This is a genomic window from Telmatospirillum sp. J64-1 (genome assembly GCF_006980715.1).
Classification (GTDB): Bacteria; Pseudomonadota; Alphaproteobacteria; order Rhodospirillales; family Magnetospirillaceae; genus Oleiliquidispirillum; species Oleiliquidispirillum nitrogeniifigens.
The window spans coordinates 22,543-39,656 of record NZ_SBHN01000025.1 but is presented as its reverse complement, the minus strand read 5'-3'; the positions used below and the strand labels follow the sequence as shown (position 1 = coordinate 39,656).

15 protein-coding genes are annotated in these 17,114 nt (G+C 63.3%); 12 read left to right on the top strand and 3 right to left on the bottom strand.

Annotated elements, in window-relative coordinates:
• The first annotated feature begins 160 nt into the window (after positions 1–160).
• Both EPD66_RS20095 and EPD66_RS20090 read left to right on the top strand, forming a co-directional pair.
• Complete coding sequence (locus tag EPD66_RS20095; RefSeq protein ID WP_370511904.1) at positions 161–1,570, top strand: bifunctional enoyl-CoA hydratase/phosphate acetyltransferase; 1,410 nt, start codon at positions 161–163, stop codon at positions 1,568–1,570.
• A gap of 22 nt (positions 1,571–1,592) precedes the next feature.
• Positions 1,593–2,810 (top strand): acetate/propionate family kinase, encoded by a 1,218-nt coding sequence (locus EPD66_RS20090; RefSeq protein ID WP_142850308.1) that lies wholly within the window; start codon positions 1,593–1,595, stop codon positions 2,808–2,810.
• Positions 2,811–2,890: 80 nt separating this feature from the next.
• Here the strand turns inward: EPD66_RS20090 and EPD66_RS20085 are convergent, their stop codons facing one another.
• The 3 genes from EPD66_RS20085 to EPD66_RS20075 form a co-directional block, all read right to left on the bottom strand.
• Positions 2,891–4,471: an aldehyde dehydrogenase (NADP(+)) gene (locus EPD66_RS20085; RefSeq protein ID WP_142850307.1), complete on the bottom strand. Its 1,581-nt coding sequence runs from the start codon at positions 4,469–4,471 to the stop codon at positions 2,891–2,893.
• 239 nt (positions 4,472–4,710) lie between these two features.
• On the bottom strand, positions 4,711–5,424 hold the full coding sequence (locus tag EPD66_RS20080; protein WP_221931050.1) for a GntR family transcriptional regulator: 714 nt from the start codon (positions 5,422–5,424) through the stop codon (positions 4,711–4,713).
• 231 nt (positions 5,425–5,655) lie between these two features.
• Positions 5,656–6,495 (bottom strand): fumarylacetoacetate hydrolase family protein, encoded by an 840-nt coding sequence (locus EPD66_RS20075; RefSeq protein ID WP_142850305.1) that lies wholly within the window; start codon positions 6,493–6,495, stop codon positions 5,656–5,658.
• 208 nt (positions 6,496–6,703) lie between these two features.
• Here EPD66_RS20075 and dctP point away from each other — a divergent pair, with 208 nt between their 5' ends.
• From dctP to EPD66_RS20025, 10 genes are all read left to right on the top strand, one after another.
• Complete coding sequence (gene dctP, locus EPD66_RS20070; RefSeq protein ID WP_221931049.1) at positions 6,704–7,693, top strand: TRAP transporter substrate-binding protein DctP; 990 nt, start codon at positions 6,704–6,706, stop codon at positions 7,691–7,693.
• 2 nt (positions 7,694–7,695) lie between these two features.
• A complete protein-coding gene (locus tag EPD66_RS20065) occupies positions 7,696–8,271 on the top strand; it encodes a TRAP transporter small permease (RefSeq protein WP_142850303.1) in 576 nt (191 codons plus the stop codon).
• 405 nt (positions 8,272–8,676) lie between these two features.
• Positions 8,677–9,978 (top strand): TRAP transporter large permease, encoded by a 1,302-nt coding sequence (locus EPD66_RS20060; protein ID WP_142850302.1) that lies wholly within the window; start codon positions 8,677–8,679, stop codon positions 9,976–9,978.
• A gap of 90 nt (positions 9,979–10,068) precedes the next feature.
• Positions 10,069–11,760, top strand: coding sequence for a GMC family oxidoreductase (locus EPD66_RS20055; protein WP_221931047.1), 1,692 nt, complete (start codon positions 10,069–10,071; stop codon positions 11,758–11,760).
• Positions 11,757–12,698, top strand: coding sequence for a DMT family transporter (locus EPD66_RS20050; RefSeq protein WP_142850301.1), 942 nt, complete (start codon positions 11,757–11,759; stop codon positions 12,696–12,698). Before EPD66_RS20055 ends, EPD66_RS20050 begins: the two co-directional genes overlap by 4 nt.
• Positions 12,699–12,815: 117 nt before the next feature.
• A complete protein-coding gene (kdgD, locus tag EPD66_RS20045) occupies positions 12,816–13,739 on the top strand; it encodes a 5-dehydro-4-deoxyglucarate dehydratase (RefSeq protein ID WP_142850300.1) in 924 nt (307 codons plus the stop codon).
• A gap of 6 nt (positions 13,740–13,745) precedes the next feature.
• Positions 13,746–14,561 carry a hypothetical protein gene (locus EPD66_RS20040; protein WP_142850299.1) on the top strand — a complete coding sequence of 272 codons (816 nt, stop codon included), beginning with the start codon at positions 13,746–13,748 and terminating at the stop codon, positions 14,559–14,561.
• Positions 14,562–14,617: 56 nt separating this feature from the next.
• Entirely contained in the window at positions 14,618–15,796 is a 1,179-nt protein-coding gene (locus EPD66_RS20035) for an alpha-hydroxy acid oxidase (RefSeq protein ID WP_221931046.1), read from the top strand.
• A 10-nt stretch (positions 15,797–15,806) separates the two neighbouring features.
• Complete coding sequence (locus tag EPD66_RS20030; RefSeq protein WP_142850297.1) at positions 15,807–16,244, top strand: heme-binding protein; 438 nt, start codon at positions 15,807–15,809, stop codon at positions 16,242–16,244.
• A gap of 10 nt (positions 16,245–16,254) precedes the next feature.
• The gene (locus EPD66_RS20025; RefSeq protein ID WP_142850296.1) at positions 16,255–17,100 is read left to right on the top strand and encodes an NAD(P)-dependent oxidoreductase; all 846 of its coding nucleotides are present in this window, start codon (positions 16,255–16,257) and stop codon (positions 17,098–17,100) included.
• The last annotated feature ends 14 nt before the right edge of the window (positions 17,101–17,114 follow it).

The following is a 17,114-nucleotide window of genomic DNA, read 5'->3' as shown; positions in this document are numbered from 1 at the left end:
TATCCTCAAGAATATTGCAGCTATGGCCGTCCTGCCGGAGAGGCGAGGGAAAACAGGGAACTCGCGGCCGCCAGGATGCCGCGCAACCGGCCTTTCGGCCAAGAAGCGATGCCAAGTGTGGAGCCGGTCTTCGCCGGGTCCGTCAAGCGTGGGGTAGCGAATGCTGATGATCGAAAACAAGACTTTCGACGAGATTTCCGTGGGCCAGAGCGCCTCTTCGTCCAAGACGCTGACCCTGCAGGACATCCAGCTGTTCGGCGCGGCTTCGGGGGACCTGAATCCCACCCATTTCGCCGATGAGGAAGCCGAGGCGGTGCAGCAGTCGAAGGTCGTCGGTCATTCCCTGTGGGGGGCCTCGCTGATCTCGGGCGTGCTGGGCAACGAACTGCCCGGGGCCGGTACCGTCTATCGCCATCAGGACCTCAATTTCCATTCCCTCATCGAACTGGGCGACACCCTGACCGTCACGGTGACGGTCAAGGAGAAGGTCGCCGCCGATCATTCCGTCATCTTCGATTGCCTGGTGGTGAACCAGCGCGGCGAGAAGGTGATCGACGGCCAGGCCGTGGTCCGCGCGCCGACCGAAAAGATCGTGCGCCCGCCGGTACGCCTGTCGGAAATCAAGTTCACCCGCGGCCATCATGTCTTCGAGAACCTGATCGAGCGCTGCAAGACGCTGGAGCCGGTGGTCACCGCCGTCTGCCATCCCTGCGACGAGGTCTCGCTGATGGGGGCGGTGGAGGCCGCGCGGCAGGGCATCATCCGCCCCATCCTGATCGGCCCCAAGGACAAGATCCAGGCGGTGGCGCGCGAGCATTGCGCCGACATCTCCACCTATCGCATCGTCGATACCGCCCATAGTCATGAATCGGCAGAGAAGTCGGTGGCGATGTGCCGTTGCGGCGAGGCCGAGGCCCTGATGAAGGGCAGCCTGCATACCGACGAGATGATGCACGAGGTGGCGCGGCGTGATGTCGGGTTGCGCACCGGCCGGCGCATCAGCCATGTCTTCGTCATGGACGTGCCCAGCTATCCGCGCCTTCTGCTGATCTCGGATGCCGCGATCAACATCTATCCGACCCTGGAAGACAAGCGCGACATCTGCCAGAACGCCATCGACCTGGCCCATGTGCTGGACATTCCCCAGCCGCGCGTCGCCATCCTCTCGGCGGTCGAGACCGTCTATCCCAAGATCGCCTCGACCTTGGAAGCGGCGGCCCTGTGCAAGATGGCCGATCGCGGCCAGATCACCGGCGGCATCCTGGATGGCCCGCTGGCCTTCGACAATGCCGTCTCGGAAGAGGCCGCGCGCATCAAGAAGATCGTTTCGCCCGTCGCCGGCAAGGCCGACGTGCTGCTGGTGCCCGACCTGGAAGCGGGCAACATGCTGGCCAAGCAGCTTGCCTATCTGGCCGATGCCGATGCCGCCGGTATCGTGCTGGGTGCGCGCGTGCCGATCATCCTGACCAGCCGTGCCGACAGCGCCAAGGCCCGCTTGGCCTCCTGCGCCGTGGGGGCACTCTATGCCGCCAGCCGCCGCAAGACCGGCGTCGCCGTCGCCGCCCAGTGAAGGGACCAGTAAGGGGGAAGGTATGTCCAAGGGAATTCTGGTCATCAATGCCGGTTCGTCCAGCATCAAATTCTCGCTCTACCTGACCGGCAAGGATGGGCTGAGCGCGGCGGGCGGGCAATTGCGCCTGGCCAGCAAGGGGCAGGTCGAGGGCATGTATGTGGCGCCGCGTTTCGTCGCCGCCGGGCCCGATGGCGTCAGGACCGCCGATCACCGCTGGGACGATCCCAAGACCAGCCACGAGGTTCTGCTGCGCTATCTGCTCGACTGGGTGGAGGACCATCTGGACGGCGCCGAACTGGTGGCCGCGGGCCATCGCGTGGTCCATGGCGGGACCGATTTCACCAAGCCGACGCTGGTCACGCCGGAGGTGCTGGAGCAGTTGGAAAAGCTGGTGCCTCTGGCGCCGCTGCACCAGTCCTACAACCTGTCGCCGATCTGCGCCCTGGCCAAGATCCATCCCGACCTGCCGCAGGTGGCCTGTTTCGACACCGCCTTCCACCGCAGCAATCCGGCGGTCGCCCAGACCTTCGCCCTGCCGCGCGAACTGACCGAGGAAGGGGTGCGCCGCTACGGTTTCCACGGCCTGTCCTACGAATATATCGCCGGGGCCTTGCACCAGTACGATGCCCGGGCGGCGGAGGGCAGGGTGGTGGTCGCCCATCTCGGCTCCGGCGCCAGCATGTGCGCCCTGAAAGGCGGGCGCAGCCATGCCAGCACCATGGGCTTCACCGCGCTGGAAGGCCTGCCCATGGGCACCCGCAGCGGTTCCCTCGATGTCGGCGTGGTGTTCTACCTGCTCGAACAGAAGGGCATGAGCGTCAAGGACATCGAGTCGATGCTCTACAAGAAGTCGGGGCTGCTCGGCGTGTCGGGGGTCAGCAACGACATGCGCGTGCTGATGGCTAGCGACGACCCGCGCGCCCGCGAAGCGGTGGACTTGTTCGTCTATCGCATCTGCCGCGAATTGGGGTCGCTCACTGCCGCCGTCGGGGGGCTGGACGCCTTGGTCTTCACGGCGGGGATCGGCCAGAATTCCCGCGAGATCCGGGCGCTGGTCTGCGAACAAGCCGCGTGGCTGGGCATCGATTTCGATGCCGAGGCCAACGAAGCCCACGGCCCCCGTATCAGCACGCCCGACAGCCCCGTCTCGGTCTGGGTCATTCCCACCGACGAGGAATTGATGATCGCCACCCATACCCGCAAGACCCTGGCCGAAGCCACCCGGGTCGCCGCCTGAGAGGCTGCGCACCGTCTTTTCATGCAGAAAAAAAGCCCCCCGCTTCTGGCGGGGGGCTTTCCGTTTCAGCAAGGCTTTCCTTACTTGCGGCCGAACTCGCCGTCGAGGCGGCGCCACAGGCCGAGCGGGTTGCCGTCGCGCAGGGCCTCGGGCAGCAGCTCGGCAGGCAGGTCCTGGTAGCAGACCGGGCGCAGGAAGCGGCGGATGGCAAGCGTGCCGACCGAGGTGGTGCGGCTGTCCGAGGTGGCGGGGAAGGGACCGCCATGGACCATCGCCTCGCAGACCTCGACGCCGGTGGGCCAGCCATTGGCGAGGATGCGCCCGGCCTTGCGTTCCAGCACCGGGATCAGGCCGCGCACGGCCTCGATATCGGCGCCGTCCATCTGCAGAGTCGCGGTCAGCTGGCCTTCCAGCTTCCCGGCGATGACGGCCATGGTAGCGAGGTCGGGGCAGCGGATCAGCAGCGAGGCCGAGCCGAAGACTTCTTCCTGCAAGGACGGATCGGCCAGGAAGGCTTCTGCCGTGGTGGCGAACAGCGCCGACTGGCATTGGTTGGGGCCGGTGCAGGACTGGCCGCGCGCCAGGGTCTGCACCGCCTTGTTGCCCGCCAGGGCGGCGACGCCCTCGTCAAAGGCGGCATGGATGCCCGGCGTCAGCATGGTCGCCGGGGCGGCACCGCCCAGGGCTTCGACGGCAGAGGCCAGGAAGGTTTCCAGATCGGGGCCGTCGACCGCCAGCAGGATGCCGGGATTGGTGCAGAACTGCCCCCCCCCCATGGTCAGCGAGGCGACGAAGCCCTTGCCCAGGGCATCGGCCCGCGCAGCCAGGGCGGCAGGCATCAGGAAGACCGGATTGATGCTGCTCATCTCGGCATAGACCGGGATGGGCTCGGGGCGCGCGGCCGCCACTTCCATCAGTGCTGTGCCGCCCCGGCGCGAGCCGGTGAAGCCGACGGCCTTGATGCGCGGATCGGCGACCAAGGCCGTGCCGATCTGGCTGCCCGAGCCGAACAGCATCGAGAAGACGCCTTCGGGCAGGCCGCAGGCGGTGACGGCGGCCTGGATGGCGCGGCCGACCAGTTCCGAGGTGCCGGGATGGGCGGAATGGGCCTTGACCACCACCGGGCAGCCGGCGGCCAGGGCCGAGGCGGTGTCGCCGCCGCCGACCGAGAAGGCCAGCGGGAAGTTGCTGGCGCCGAACACTGCGACCGGGCCGAGCGCGATATGGCGCTGACGCAGATCCGGGCGCGGCAGCGGCTGGCGGTCGGGCAAGGCGGGGTCGATGCGGGCATCGAGCCAGCTGCCCTCGCGCACGACCTTGGCGAAGAGGCGGAGCTGGCCCACGGTGCGGCCGCGCTCGCCTTCCAGCCGGGCGCGCGGCAGGCCGGTCTCGGCCATCGCCCGCTCGATCAGCTCATCACCGAGATCGAGGATCTGAGCGGCGATGGCCTCCAGGAAGGCCGCCCGCGCTTCAAGGCCGGTTTCGCGGAAGGCATCGAAGGCCTCTTCCGCCAGCGCGCAGGCCCGTTCCACCTCGGCCGCGCCGCCGCCGCCGAAGGCAGGCTCCAGGCGCTCGCCGCTGGCCGGGTTGACGGCGTAAATCTCGCTCTCGCCACCGCGGACGGAATCGGCGCCGATGATCATGTTGCCTGTGATGGGCATAGCATCCTCCTTCTAGGTCGTTTTTCTGCGGGCCGGAATATCTGGCCGAGGACTGCTGCGGCCTCGGAAGCCCTTGCCGTTCTCTTAGGGGCTGAAGTCAAAAGTAATCGGGGTGAAAATGAAGAAATGAAAGATAACCTTGCGTGACAGCTTTTTCTTATCCCCGTCGGCCGGGACGGGGCCCGGAACGCAGGCCCCAGTCCCGGAGGCCTTCGTTCGGTACGGGCGTCACGAGGCGATCAGCTTCCCGCGCTCACCTTGCGGAGGGCGGGAGCGGCGGTCTTCTTCGTTCCGCCATCAAGCAGACGTTTCCGTCCCCCTTCGAGATGGGCGCGGACGGCGGCTTCGGCTTCGGCGCCGTCGCCATTCTCGAAGGCGGCCAGGATACGGCGGTGTTCGTCGAGGACCGCCTTCAGGCGCGCCTCGTTGCTTTCGGTGTCGTGGTACAGCCTCGACTGCAGCATGATCGGATTGAGAGAGGCGTATATATCCGAGCAGACCTGATTGTTCGCGCTGTTCACGATGATCTCGTGGAACTTGCCGTCGGCATGGACAAGTTTCTGATACTCCTTGTATTTCGTGCCGATCTTCGGGCTCTGCCCCATTTTTTCAAGGGCGCGGCGAAGCTCGTTGATCGTGGATTTCCGCTTGGCCTGGGCTCCGATGCGGGCGCAATAGCCTTCGATCTGGATGCGGAAATCCAGCAGATCGTGCAGATATTCGGTCGTCGGCTGCGGGGCCACCGAATAGCCTGCGTAAAGCTCGGAGATGACGAGTCGCTCTGTTTCCAGCCGCACCAGGGCCTCGCGGATTGGCGAGGAACTGACGTTCAATTCCCGGGACAGGGCATCGATGTTCAGCCGGGCGCCCGCTGCGAGGCGCTGGTCCAGGATACGCTCTTTCAGGGCTTCATAGGTCCGCTCTGTCAGCGTGGTCTTGACCAATCCTCTCACGGAACCGCCGGTGGACCGGCTGCCGGTTCTTGGTTGAACCTCCGCGGCTTGTGACCGCGCGGTTGGTTTGCGCATATGCCCTCCAGTCATGAAGCAGGATGTCCCGTGAAAGATATTCTCGGCTGTAGAGAGTCAATATTAAGGGCGTACTAGAAAAAAGGTTATTCGTTCATCTCAAGAAAAGGGGAGGGAGTGCGGCTGGTCCCGGAAAAACAGGGGCCAGCCCCTCCGTTACCGCTGGCATACAGCCTGGGATTGTTCCCCTAGGCCCGCGATGCCGAGGCGCATCTTGTCGCCGGGCTGCAGGTAACAGGGCGGGTTCATCCTCATACCGACGCCCGGAGGCGTGCCGGTCGTGATGACGTCTCCCGGCTGAAGGGTCATCAGGCCGCTGATATGGCTGATCAGCGTCGGAATATCAAAGATCATCGTCCGCGTGTTGCCCCGCTGCCTTCTTTCCCCGTTAACCTCCAGGAAAAGTTCCAGATTCTTCACGTCCGGAATTTCGTCGGGGGTGACGAGCCATGGCCCGAGGGGCGAGAAGGTGTCGGCGCTTTTGCCGTTGATCATCTGGCCCGAGGCCTCGATCCATCCCCGTTCCGTGATGTCGTTGAAGAGGCAGAAGCCCGCCACATGATCCATGCTCGCTTCTCGTGTCACGTTCGCAGCGGTCCTGCCAATTACAACCGCAAGCTCAACTTCCCAGTCAAGCTTTTCTGAACCTTTGGGGCGCAATATGTCGTCATACGGGCCGCAGATGGAACTCGGCGGCTTCGAGAACAGAATGGGGTGCTTGGGCAGGGGGGCGTTTATTTCCTCGGCATGGTCGGAATAGTTCATGCCCACGCCGATGATTTTGGATATCCCGGCCACGCACGGCCCGATGCGCACATCCGGCGAGGCGAGGGGCAGGGTCTCCGGGTCGATCGCGCGGATTCTCGACAGCGAGGCCTCGGACAGCGCCTCCCCATTCAGGTCGGGGATGACGGAGGACAGGTCGCGGATCCGGTTCGACATATCCAGGATGCCGGGAGCCTCTGCGCCAGGTGTTCCAAATCGCAGCAGCCTCATTTTCGCCTCCTCAATCGCTGTCTCTGATTCCCCGGAAAGCCAAGGAAATCCGGACTTTCGTGCCTTCGTGACATCATGCAATACCCTATATCATGCACGATTCTGTTTGACAACATCGTGGATCGTGCATGATAGTCCGCCATGTCCTTGATGACAAAAACAGAGACGGCTCGAAAATCGAGCGAATGACGGCTTGGGAGGAATGGTTATGTTCCGATGCCTGCGTTATGCAGTCGGCGGCGCTGCGTTTGTTGCCGCACTGTCCGTGTCAGCGGTTTCCGGCGCTGCGGAAAGGTGGTCTTTCTACACCCACCAATCGGCGCCGCAATTCACCACCAGCGTCGGCGCCCGGATGCTGGCCGACAAGATCACCGAAGAGACCGAGAATGAGGTGAGGGTGCGCCTGCATCTGGCGGGAACCCTGCAGATTTCGACCAGCGACATCACTTCGGCCGTTGCGCAGAACGTGGTGCAGATGGGCGACGATCTCTTCTTCACGGGCAATGTCCCGATCGGCGCGCTGCTCAAGCTGCCTTTCCTCATCCAGACCGAGGAAGAGTTCCGCAAGGCCTCCGAAGTCCTGCAGCCCTATGTCGAGAAGGCCTATGCCGACCGTGGCATCGTGCTGCTCGCCGGTTATGCCTATCCGATGCAGTATGTCTGGGCCCGCAAGGAAATCCCCTCGATCAGCGCCATCAGCGGCATGAGGCTGCGTGTCGCCTCGCCCGAGCAGGGTGAATTCGTCCGCCGGTTCGGCGGCAGCTCGGTCTCGATCGGCGCTTCCGAAGTCCCCTCGGCGCTTGACCGCGGCGTGGTGGACGGGATCCTGACCGGCAGCGTCGGGGCCGAGCTTTGGCAGGACATGCTGACCCACGGCTATCTGTTGGGCCTCAACTACAACAACGTCTACATCATCGCCAATGCCAGCGCGTTCAACCGCCTCTCTCCCGAGAACCAGGAGAAGGTCCGCGCGGCCGCCCAGGAAGTCGCCCAGTGGAACATGGAAAAGATGCTGAACGAGGATCGCGAGATCATCGAGAAGCTCGATGCCGGGCGTATGACCATCACCACACCGAGCGACGAGGAACTCGAGAAGGCCGTCCGGCGGATGAAGCCTTACTGGGACGAATGGGCCCGTTCGCATGGCGAGGAAGCCGTGAAGGCGCTTGCTGAAGTGCGGCAGGCGGTGGGGCGCTGACCATGGCGGCGCCAACGGTGGAAAATCCGGAATTGGGATCGCAAGATCCCAATTCAGAATGGATCGTCGTGCGGGTGTGTCGTCATCTGAGCGAGATCGCGATCCTGGCCATACTGGTTATCGTGGGCAGCGACATCATCACGCGCACCTTCTTCAATTTCTCGTTTGAAGTGGCCGACGAAATCGGCGGCTACATGCTGGCCGCGCTCGCCTTCTTCAGTCTCGCCGTGACGCAGGCCAATAACGGCTTCCACAGGGTCGAGATTCTCCAGGACCTCCTGTCGCAGAAGAACCGCCTGCTGTCCCGGATCGTCTTCGATCTCGTGACCTTGTTCTTCGTCCTTCTGCTGCTGTGGGTGTTCACGCGCTTCGGCCTGGCATCCTTCCATTCCGGGAATGTCGCTCCCACGCATCTGAGGACGCCGCTCTGGCTGGCGCAACTGCCCATGGTGCTGGGGCTGGTGACTTTCGCGGCCGCCATCGTCGGCACGGTCGTCTGCAACATCCGCCGGCTGTGCAGCCTGAAGGACGAGGACGAGCCGAACCCGAAGAATGCCAGCATGTCCTCTTCTTCCTGAAGAAGATGCGTGCCGGAGGAAGGGGCGTCTTGTTCTCGATGATCGACGGGGCCTTCCAGTCCAGGCCCCGGTGAAAGCCCGCATGACCTCGAAATTTTCCCCAGGGGCATGCGGGCTTTCCCAGAGAACGCGATCCTGAACCCGTCTTTTGGACGTCGCCTGCGTTTCCAGGCGGCCTCATCCGGTAGCCGCAGATGCGTCCTGCGACAAGGCCGGTACTGTATTCGGCGCTGGTGAACGCCGCCTTTCCGTCCGATGCCGACAGGCAGCTTCAGAAACGGTGCGGAAAGAAGGCAGGAAACTCCACCCCCTAAGCCCCCTGATCTATCTCGCCATGGGAGGCTTATCGCCCAGGTGGTTCTTCCACTTGAGCCAAATTAACGAATACTCTCTTGGGAGCGTAGGATGAGTCCTGAAATCGAGATTCTTATTATTTTTTCGAGCTTTCTCGGTCTGCTGATAATCGGGATGTCGGTGCCGATCGCGATCGCTATTCCAGGACTGATTTACCTCTATCTCCAGGGAGGAATGCCGGCTCTCAATAGTCTTGGCTTCATTACTTGGGGAAGCATGAACAGCTTCACGCTGACTGCCGTGCCCCTGTTCATCTTCATGGCCGAGATCCTGGGAGCGAGCGGCCTGTCCAGCCGTATCTACAAGGGCCTGTCGAAGCTTGTGGCGCCGCTTCCCGGGGGGCTTCTGCAAACCAATATCGCCGGCAGCGCGCTGTTCGCCTCGGTCAGTGGATCGAGCGTCGCGACGGCCGCGTCCCTGGGGCGTGTCGCCCTGCCGCAGCTGCTGGCCCGCAACTACAGCCAGCCCCTTGCCGCCGGGTCGCTCGCGGCGGGCGGGACGCTGGGGATTCTCATCCCGCCCAGCATCGCCATGATCATCTATGGCACCTTCACGCAGACATCCGTGCCCCAGCTGTTCATGGCCGGCCTGATCCCGGGCCTGATGCTGACCGGCCTCTTCATGCTCTATCTCGCCGTGCATGCCCTGATCATTCCCAGCGCCGCCCCGCGGGAAAAGGGCATCGCGTCGATGGCCGAGTTCATCAAGGCCTTGGGAGAAGTCGCTCCGTTCATCCTGTTGATCGGCGGCACGATCGGCCTGTTGTATGGCGGTTTCGTCACCACCACTGAAGCGGCGACGATCGGTTGCAGCCTGGCGATCATCATCGGCTTCGTCTTCGGCAACCTGACTTGGTCGAAGCTTCTGCAGGCGGCCCGCGTCACCATCATCTTCGTCGGCAATATCCTCTTCCTGGTGCTTGCCGCCTACATCTTCTCGGCCGCCGTCAGCTTTTCCGGCATCGGTGAAGACATCACCGAATTTGTGACCGGCCTCGAACTCACCCGTTTGCAGTTCTTCCTGTGCGTTTTCCTGCTGCTGACGCTGCTTGGCTGCCTGATCGAAAGCCTTGGGATCATCGTCATCATGGTCCCGCTGCTCTACCCGATGCTGGGCCATTACGACATCGATCCGCTTCTGTTCGGCGTCGTGGTCGTCCTGTTCGTCGAGCTGGCGCAGATCACGCCGCCGATGGGGATCAACATCTTCATCATCCAAAGCATCTGGGAAGGCAAGCTGGGCAGCGTGATCCGCGGAACGATCCCCTTCTGCCTGCTGATCCTTCTCGCCGCCTTCCTTGTCATCGGCTTCCCTGAACTGGCCCTGTGGTTACCAAATCAGATGTTGCCATGACGTTGCGCCGTAGCCGCTTTCATGAAGGGCGGCTGCGGCGGCTCCCCCGAGGTTTTCCGATCCGACTGCGGTGTTCCGAACGAGTGGTGAATGATGTTGGAATGCGATTACTTGATCATCGGCGGTGGTGCGGCGGGCTCTGTCCTGGCTGCCCGCCTGTCCGAGAGTTCCAGCGCCAGGATCATCCTGCTCGAGGCGGGGCGTGATGTGGACCCGGACCGGGTTCCGCAGGACATCGCGGACATCTTCCCTTTATCGACTTTCAACCCGGATTACACCTGGCCCGGTTTGAAGGTGCATTGGCGGCAGCGCGAGAATTCCCCGGCGGTTCCTTTCCAGCAGGGCCGCGTCCTGGGCGGCGGGTCCACCATCATGGGCATGTGGGCCGTGCGCGGAATGCCGCAGGATTACGATGATTGGGAGAAGGCCGGCGCCGCCGGTTGGTCCTGGTCGAGCGTGCTGCCGTATTTCAGGAAAATAGAAACGGACCACGACTTCAGGGGCGACATGCACGGGCAGGATGGGCCTTTGCCCATCCGCCGCCAGACGCGGGAGGAGTGGTCGTCGCTGGCCCAGGCGATGGAGGGAATCGCGGCGGCCCGCGGTCATGAACTGATCGCCGACATGAACGCGGATTTCCGCGACGGATATTGCGTGCTGCCCATTTCCAGGCATGAAACACGGCGAGCATCGGCGGGGCTTTGCTATCTCGACGGCGCGGCCCGGGCGAGACCGAATTTGACCGTCGTCACCGACGCCCATGTCCGGAAACTGATCGTTGAGGCGAACCAGGTGAGGGGCGCCGTGGCCCGCCGCAAGGACGGGACGGAACTCGTGGTCCAGGCCCGTCATACCGTCCTGGCCGCCGGGGCCATCTTCTCCCCGGCGCTTCTGCTGCGTTCCGGCATCGGCCCGGGCGAGCAGCTGAAGGCCTGCGGCCTGGATGTCGTCCTGGAGAGGGAAGGGGTCGGGCGGAACCTGCAAAACCATCCTCTTCTGCCCGCCATCGCCTGGCTTACCCGTGAAGGCCGGGATGCGCGGCGCGGCCGCCCGCCTGCTTCGACCTATCTGCGCTGGTCCTCGCGGCTTGCGGATACGCCGGAGGGCGATCTGGGGATGTATATCCGCAGCTATCTCGTCTGGCACGCCTTGGGCAGGCACATGGCAATGGTGGGGCCGGTGCTGATGCGGCCGGCTTCGCGTGGGGATGTCCGGCTCGACCCGAAGGACCCGCAGAGGGAGATTTCCGTCGCTTTCAACTTCTTCAGCGATCCCCGTGACCTGGAAAGGATGATGATCGGCTTCCGCCATTCGGCCGAGATGCTGGCCGATCCGGCGTTGCGCTCGGTCTGCGGCGACGCCTTCGTCCTGACGAATGCCGCCAAGCTCAATCGTTACAACGCGCTTTCCCGGGCCAATGCCATCCGGGGACAGCTTGCCTCCGCCTTGCTGCGGCTGTCTCCGGGCATTGCCCATCGGGTCATCTCGCATTTCGCGGACATGACGCCCGTGAAGTCTTTCGTGAACGACGAAAGGAAGCTGGCGGATTTCATCGTCGAGAATGTCACGGCGACGAACCATGTGACGGGAACCTGCCGCATGGGCCGGGTCGATGATCCGGAAGCGGTGGTCGATCCCCAGGGGCGGATGATCGGCCTGGAGGGGCTTACCGTCGCGGATGCTTCGATCATGCCGAACGTGCCGAGCGGAAACACGCATCTGGCGACCGTGATGGTCGCCGAGCGAATTGCGGAGCATCTTCTCCGGAGGGGAAGGGCGTGAGCACGGACCCTCGCCAGGAGCGCCAGAAGACGCATCTTGTCTATCTGCTGCTGCTCGTCGTTCCTGTTTTCTTTGCCACCAACAACGTGGCCGCGCGCATGGCCGATGGCATCGTTCCGCCCGTGGCCCTGACCTTCTGGCGCTGGGCGCTGGCCGTTCTTCTCCTGTCGCCGGTCGTCGTCAGCATTTTCTATCGCAAGGCGGAGATCCTGCGGGAGGAGTTCCGCAGTATCGTTCTGCTTGCTTTTCTGGGAATGTTCACCGTCGGGGTGGCGACCTATTGGGGCGCGAAGACGACGACGGCGGCCAATATCGGCCTGATCTATGCCACCACCCCGGCGCTGATCCTGATCTTCGACCGTTTCCTCACCGGGAATCGCCTGAGCATTTTTCAGGTCCTCGGACTTTTCGCCTGCCTGAGCGGGATGCTCTATATCGTCTCGAAGGGCGATCTCGGGGTTTTCCTGGGGGCGGAATTCACCCAGGGGGACCTGATCGTCGGCGCCGGGACATTGGGATGGGCCGCCTATTCCGTTCTTCTGAAGTTCTGGCCCAGCCGGTTGACGGTGGTGGAGCGGTCTTCCGTCATTTCCTTGTCCGGCTGCCTCATCGCCTTCCCCTTCATGATCTATGAATACAATTTCATAGAGAGCTATGTATTCGACATGCAGAGCATGGCGATCATCGCCCTGGTGGGGGTAGTCTCCGGCGCCCTGCTGATCGTCGTTCATGCCTATATCACGGCAGAAATCGGCCCCAGCCGGGCCGTCATCCTTCTCTATCTCATTCCTCTTTATAACGTTGCCCTGTCATGGCTCGTTCTTAGGGAAGAGATACTGGTTTATCACGCCGTTGGCGGGGCGATTGTTCTTGCCGGTGTCTATTTGACGAGCCTGCGAGTGCCATCTTTGTCAACGCCTGCAGCCAGGGGGAAATAGCGGATAAAGACGTTCTTGTGACCGGGGGTGTCCCCTTCGTGGCCCGAATATCGTGCACGATGCAGGATATGGCCTTTCATTGGTGTTGATGTATAGTCCTTCTAAGGAGAGACCGTTATGGCCGCTTCATACGCGCCGACAGAATTAAGGGATGCCATTGCCTCTGGCCTGCTTTCGTTTCCGTTGACCGATTTCGATGAAAACGACCGGTTCAATGAAGGCGCCTTCCAGAGCCGCGTCGAGTGGATGAGCAAGCTTGGGACCGCGGCCATTTTCCCGGCCGGTGGAGCCGGCGAGTTCTTTTCCCTCACGGCCGCGGAATATTCCGCCGTCATCCGTGCGGCGGTGGAGGTGAAGCCGTCCATTCCCGTCATCGCCGCGACCGGATACGGCACGCGCATGGCGGTCGAGTTCGCCGCCGAGGCGGAAAAATTGGGCGCGGACGGGCTTCTGCTGCTGCCGCCCTATCTGACCGAATCCTCGCAGGAAGGGCTTTATGAGCATATCCGGGCGATCTGCAGCCAGACCCGCCTGGGCGTCATCATCTACAATCGCGCCAATTGCCGCATCAAGGTCGAGACGCTGGCCCGCCTCGTCGATTCCTGCCCGAACCTGATCGGTTTCAAGGACGGTGTCGGGGATATCGAGGAAATCCTGAAGATCCGGTCGATGCTGGGCAGCAGGCTGCTATGCGTCAACGGCATGCCCACGGCCGAGGTCTATGCCCAGGCCTATATGGGCATGGGCATCAGCACCTATACCTCGGCCATTTATAATTTCGTGCCGAAGAGCGCCATGATGTTCCATCGTGCCATTCTTGCCGCCGACCATGTAGCGGTGGCGCAATTCACCCGCGATTTCCTCGCTCCCTACAGCCGCATCCGGGCACGGCAGCCGGGCTATGCGGTCAGCATCGTCAAGGCGGGCGTGGATATCGTGGGACGAAGCGCTGGGAAGGTGAGGGCGCCGCTGTCCAATCTGTCCTCCCGCGAATACGAGGAACTCAGCGACTTGATCTCTCAACTCGGACCACAGGAATAAGCAACCATGGAAGATGTGAAAATCCTTTGCTTCTCCAGCAGCGCGACTGCGACCGAGGACTCGCCGGGCAACGTCCTGATCTCTGGTTCCTATGGTGGCGAGTATAACGCCTATCACGCCGCCAAATGGGGTATCCGGGGGGTCATCCTCAATGATGCGGGTGTCGGCAGAAACAATGCCGGCATCACCGGCCTGAAATATCTGGACCAGATCGGTTTGGCGGCCGCGACGGCGGATGCGCAGACCTGCCATATCGGCGATGCCGAGCATATGCTCGAGCATGGCGTGATCAGCTTCGTCAACCAGGTGGCCGAGGGTCTGGGCATCAAGCCGGGCCAGACCGTGCGGGAGGGCGCAGAGCGCATGCGCTCGGCCCCGGTCTGCACGCAGACTCCTCCGCCGATCAGCGGCGGCAAGCGCTACACGATGATCGACGAGCCGGGCAAGCCCAAGGTGATCTGCGTCGATGCCGCCCCGATGCTCGAGGATTCGGATGCCGGGGCCATCGCCATCACCGGGTCTCACGCCGCCCTGTTCCGCGGCAAGCCCGACGGCCTGATCGCCCCCGCGCTGCACGCCGTCTTCTTCAACGATGCCGGTGTCGGGCTGGGCCAGGCGGGCATCAAGCGTCTGGCCTTGCTCGACGAGCGCAAGCTGATCGCCGGGACCGTTTCCGCCGACAGCGCCGCGATCGGGAATTCCCGGGAAATCTATGAGATCGGCATCCTGTCGCATGTCAACGAAGCCGCCCGCGCGGCCGGTGGGCAGCCCGGGATGGCCCTGAAGGATTTCGTGGCCTTGCTGCGTTCCAATTTTCGCTGAAAAAGAGGTCTGAGATGGATCCGCGGAATGCACTCTCTATCAAGGATCTGAGGCGGATGGCGAAACGCCGTCTGCCGCGCATCCTGTTCGAGCTGATTGAGTCCGGTGTCGAAGATGAACACGGTCTGTCTCGCAACGAGGAGGCATTCCGCCAATACCGATTCCTGCCCCGCTATCTGGGGGATATCTCGGACAGGGATCAGACGGCGACACTGTTCGGCCGTACCTATGCCTCGCCTTTCGGCATTGCGCCGACCGGCTTCGCCGCCCTCTTGCGGAACCGGGCGGATTTCATGCTGGCGGAGGCCGCGCGTGCGGCGGACATCCCCTTCATCATTTCCGGGGCCAGCGCGGCGCCGATAAAGGAGCTTGCCCCGGTCGCGCCCGACCACATCTGGTATCACATCTATCCGGCTAAGGATAAGGCGATCACCACGGACATCCTGCGCCGCGTCAAGGATGCCGGGCTGTCGAAGCTGGTCCTGACGGTGGACAACCCGGTCTATCCCAACCGCGAGCGCGATACCCGGAACGGCTTCACGCTTCCCTTGAGACTGAAGCTGCCCATCCTGCTCGAGGCGCTCACCCATCCCGGCTGGATCGCCCATTATCTCCGCCATGGCGGCATGCCTTTCCTTGACACCTGGGCCCGCTATGCCGGAGAGGGGAAAAGCGCCGCCGAGGTCGCGGCCTTCTTCAGGAGCCAGAGCCCGTCCCTCCAGACCTGGAAGGATATCGAGGAAATCCGCCGCGACTGGCAGGGGACCTTCATCCTGAAAGGCATCCAGCATCCCGAGGATGCCCTGCGGGCGGCCGACCTGGGAATCGACGGCATCATCGTTTCCAATCACGGCGGCAAGTCCTTCGACCCGCTGCCCAGTCCGCTGGAGACGCTGCCGATGATCAAGGCGGCGCTGGGCGACCGGATTCCGATCATGATGGATAGCGGCATCCGACGCGGCTACGAGGCCTTGATCGCCCGTTGCCTGGGGGCGGATTTCGTCTTCGTCGGCCGGGCGACCCTGTATGGCGTGGTCGTCGCCGGACGCGAGGGCGCGGACAGGGCCATCGAGATCCTGCGGAAGGAAATCGACCAGAGCCTCGCGCTCATCGGCTGCAACCGCTTTGCCGATCTGAACGGAAACTACCTCCTCGGCGGAGGCCAGCATAGCGAGCCGCACGGAATCCCGGCCCAGGCCGGAAAGGCCTGTCACCGGGATCTGGTGCATCATTAAGGAGGAACCGATGGCTCAGACTAGTTCAAGACCCGCGCTGAATCTTCCCGGCAAGGCGGTCCTGACGCTTGAGGCGGCAAGGCTGGCAGTGGCCGAAGCCGAGGAAGAGGCGAAGAAGAACGGCCTTCGTCTTTCCATCGCGGTTGTCGATGACGGCGGGCATCTGCTGCATTTCGCCCGCATGGACGGCGTTCATGCCGGCACGGTGGATGTCGCCGTCGCCAAGGCGCGGACGGCTGCTTTGTTCAAGAAGCCCACGCAGGTCTTCGCCGATGCCTTGAAGAACGGCACCCAGGCCATGCTCAGCCTGCCCAACATGCTGCTGTTCCCGGGCGGCGTGCCGCTTTTTTTCAAGGGTGAATGCGTCGGCGCGATCGGCGTAAGCGGCGCCAGCCCTGACATGGATGCCAAGGTCGCCGAAGCCGGTGCCGCCATTCTCGCCGATTGAGGAGTAAGTAATGAAGCCCACAGTATCCATCCTGGCCCCCGGCGGCATGGGGGCAGCCCTCGCGGCCCGGCTCGTCCAGCACGGTGTCGAAGTCCGCACCTCTCTGACGAACCGCAGCGAACGCAGCGCCGAACGCGCCCGTGCCGCCGGCATGACGATCGTGAACGACGCGGACGTCCTGAACGTGGACTTCCTGCTTTCCGTCGTGCCGCCGAAGGAAGCCCTGGCCTTGGCCGAGACCCTGGCGCCGCAATTGAAGCAGAGTGATCGCCGCCCGATCTACGTCGATCTGAATGCCGTCAATCCGGACACGGCCGTGCAGATCGCCGGCGTCGTGGAAGACAGCGGCACGCCCTTCGTCGACGGCAGCATCATCGGCCTGCCGCCGAAGGAAGGCAGTGCTGGCCCGTCTCTCTACGTTTCCGGGGAAGAGGCGCGCAAGCTGGAGGCCCTGTCCGAATTCGGATTGCAGATGCGCGTTCTCGATGCGCCGGTCGGTGCCGCCTCGGCCCTGAAGATGTCCTATGGCGGCATCACCAAGGGGCTGATCGCCCTGGGCTCGGCCATGATCCTGGGCGCGGAGAGGGCGGGCGTCGGCGATGCGCTCTACGAGGAAATGAGCCGCACCCAGCCGGGCCTTCTCAACGGCTTTTCCAAGAGCATCCCCGACATGTTTTCGAAGGCGGCGCGCTGGGTGGCCGAGATGGAGGAAATCTCCGAATTCCTCGGCGAGGAACGCCCGCAAGGCCGCATGTTCAAGGAAATCGGCGCCCTCTACAGCCATCTCGCGGACGACCAGGCCGGTGACATCGCCACCCTGGCCCGCTTCTTCGAGCAGCATTCCGCCAAAGGCTGAATGCCTTCCTCCCC

Excerpts from the sequence above, each read along its gene's own strand:
- EPD66_RS20095 (WP_370511904.1), top strand. The coding sequence starts at position 161 with ATGCTGATGATCGAAAACAAGACTTTCGACGAGATTTCCGTGGGCCAG.
- EPD66_RS20090 (WP_142850308.1), top strand. The coding sequence starts at position 1,593 with ATGTCCAAGGGAATTCTGGTCATCAATGCCGGTTCGTCCAGCATCAAA.
- EPD66_RS20085 (WP_142850307.1), bottom strand. The coding sequence starts at position 4,471 with ATGCCCATCACAGGCAACATGATCATCGGCGCCGATTCCGTCCGCGGT.
- EPD66_RS20075 (WP_142850305.1), bottom strand. The coding sequence starts at position 6,495 with ATGAGGCTGCTGCGATTTGGAACACCTGGCGCAGAGGCTCCCGGCATC.
- dctP (WP_221931049.1), top strand. The coding sequence starts at position 6,704 with ATGTTCCGATGCCTGCGTTATGCAGTCGGCGGCGCTGCGTTTGTTGCC.
- EPD66_RS20065 (WP_142850303.1), top strand. The coding sequence starts at position 7,696 with ATGGCGGCGCCAACGGTGGAAAATCCGGAATTGGGATCGCAAGATCCC.
- EPD66_RS20060 (WP_142850302.1), top strand. The coding sequence starts at position 8,677 with ATGAGTCCTGAAATCGAGATTCTTATTATTTTTTCGAGCTTTCTCGGT.
- EPD66_RS20055 (WP_221931047.1), top strand. The coding sequence starts at position 10,069 with ATGATGTTGGAATGCGATTACTTGATCATCGGCGGTGGTGCGGCGGGC.
- kdgD (WP_142850300.1), top strand. The coding sequence starts at position 12,816 with ATGGCCGCTTCATACGCGCCGACAGAATTAAGGGATGCCATTGCCTCT.
- EPD66_RS20040 (WP_142850299.1), top strand. The coding sequence starts at position 13,746 with ATGGAAGATGTGAAAATCCTTTGCTTCTCCAGCAGCGCGACTGCGACC.
- EPD66_RS20035 (WP_221931046.1), top strand. The coding sequence starts at position 14,618 with ATGGCGAAACGCCGTCTGCCGCGCATCCTGTTCGAGCTGATTGAGTCC.
- EPD66_RS20030 (WP_142850297.1), top strand. The coding sequence starts at position 15,807 with ATGGCTCAGACTAGTTCAAGACCCGCGCTGAATCTTCCCGGCAAGGCG.
- EPD66_RS20025 (WP_142850296.1), top strand. The coding sequence starts at position 16,255 with ATGAAGCCCACAGTATCCATCCTGGCCCCCGGCGGCATGGGGGCAGCC.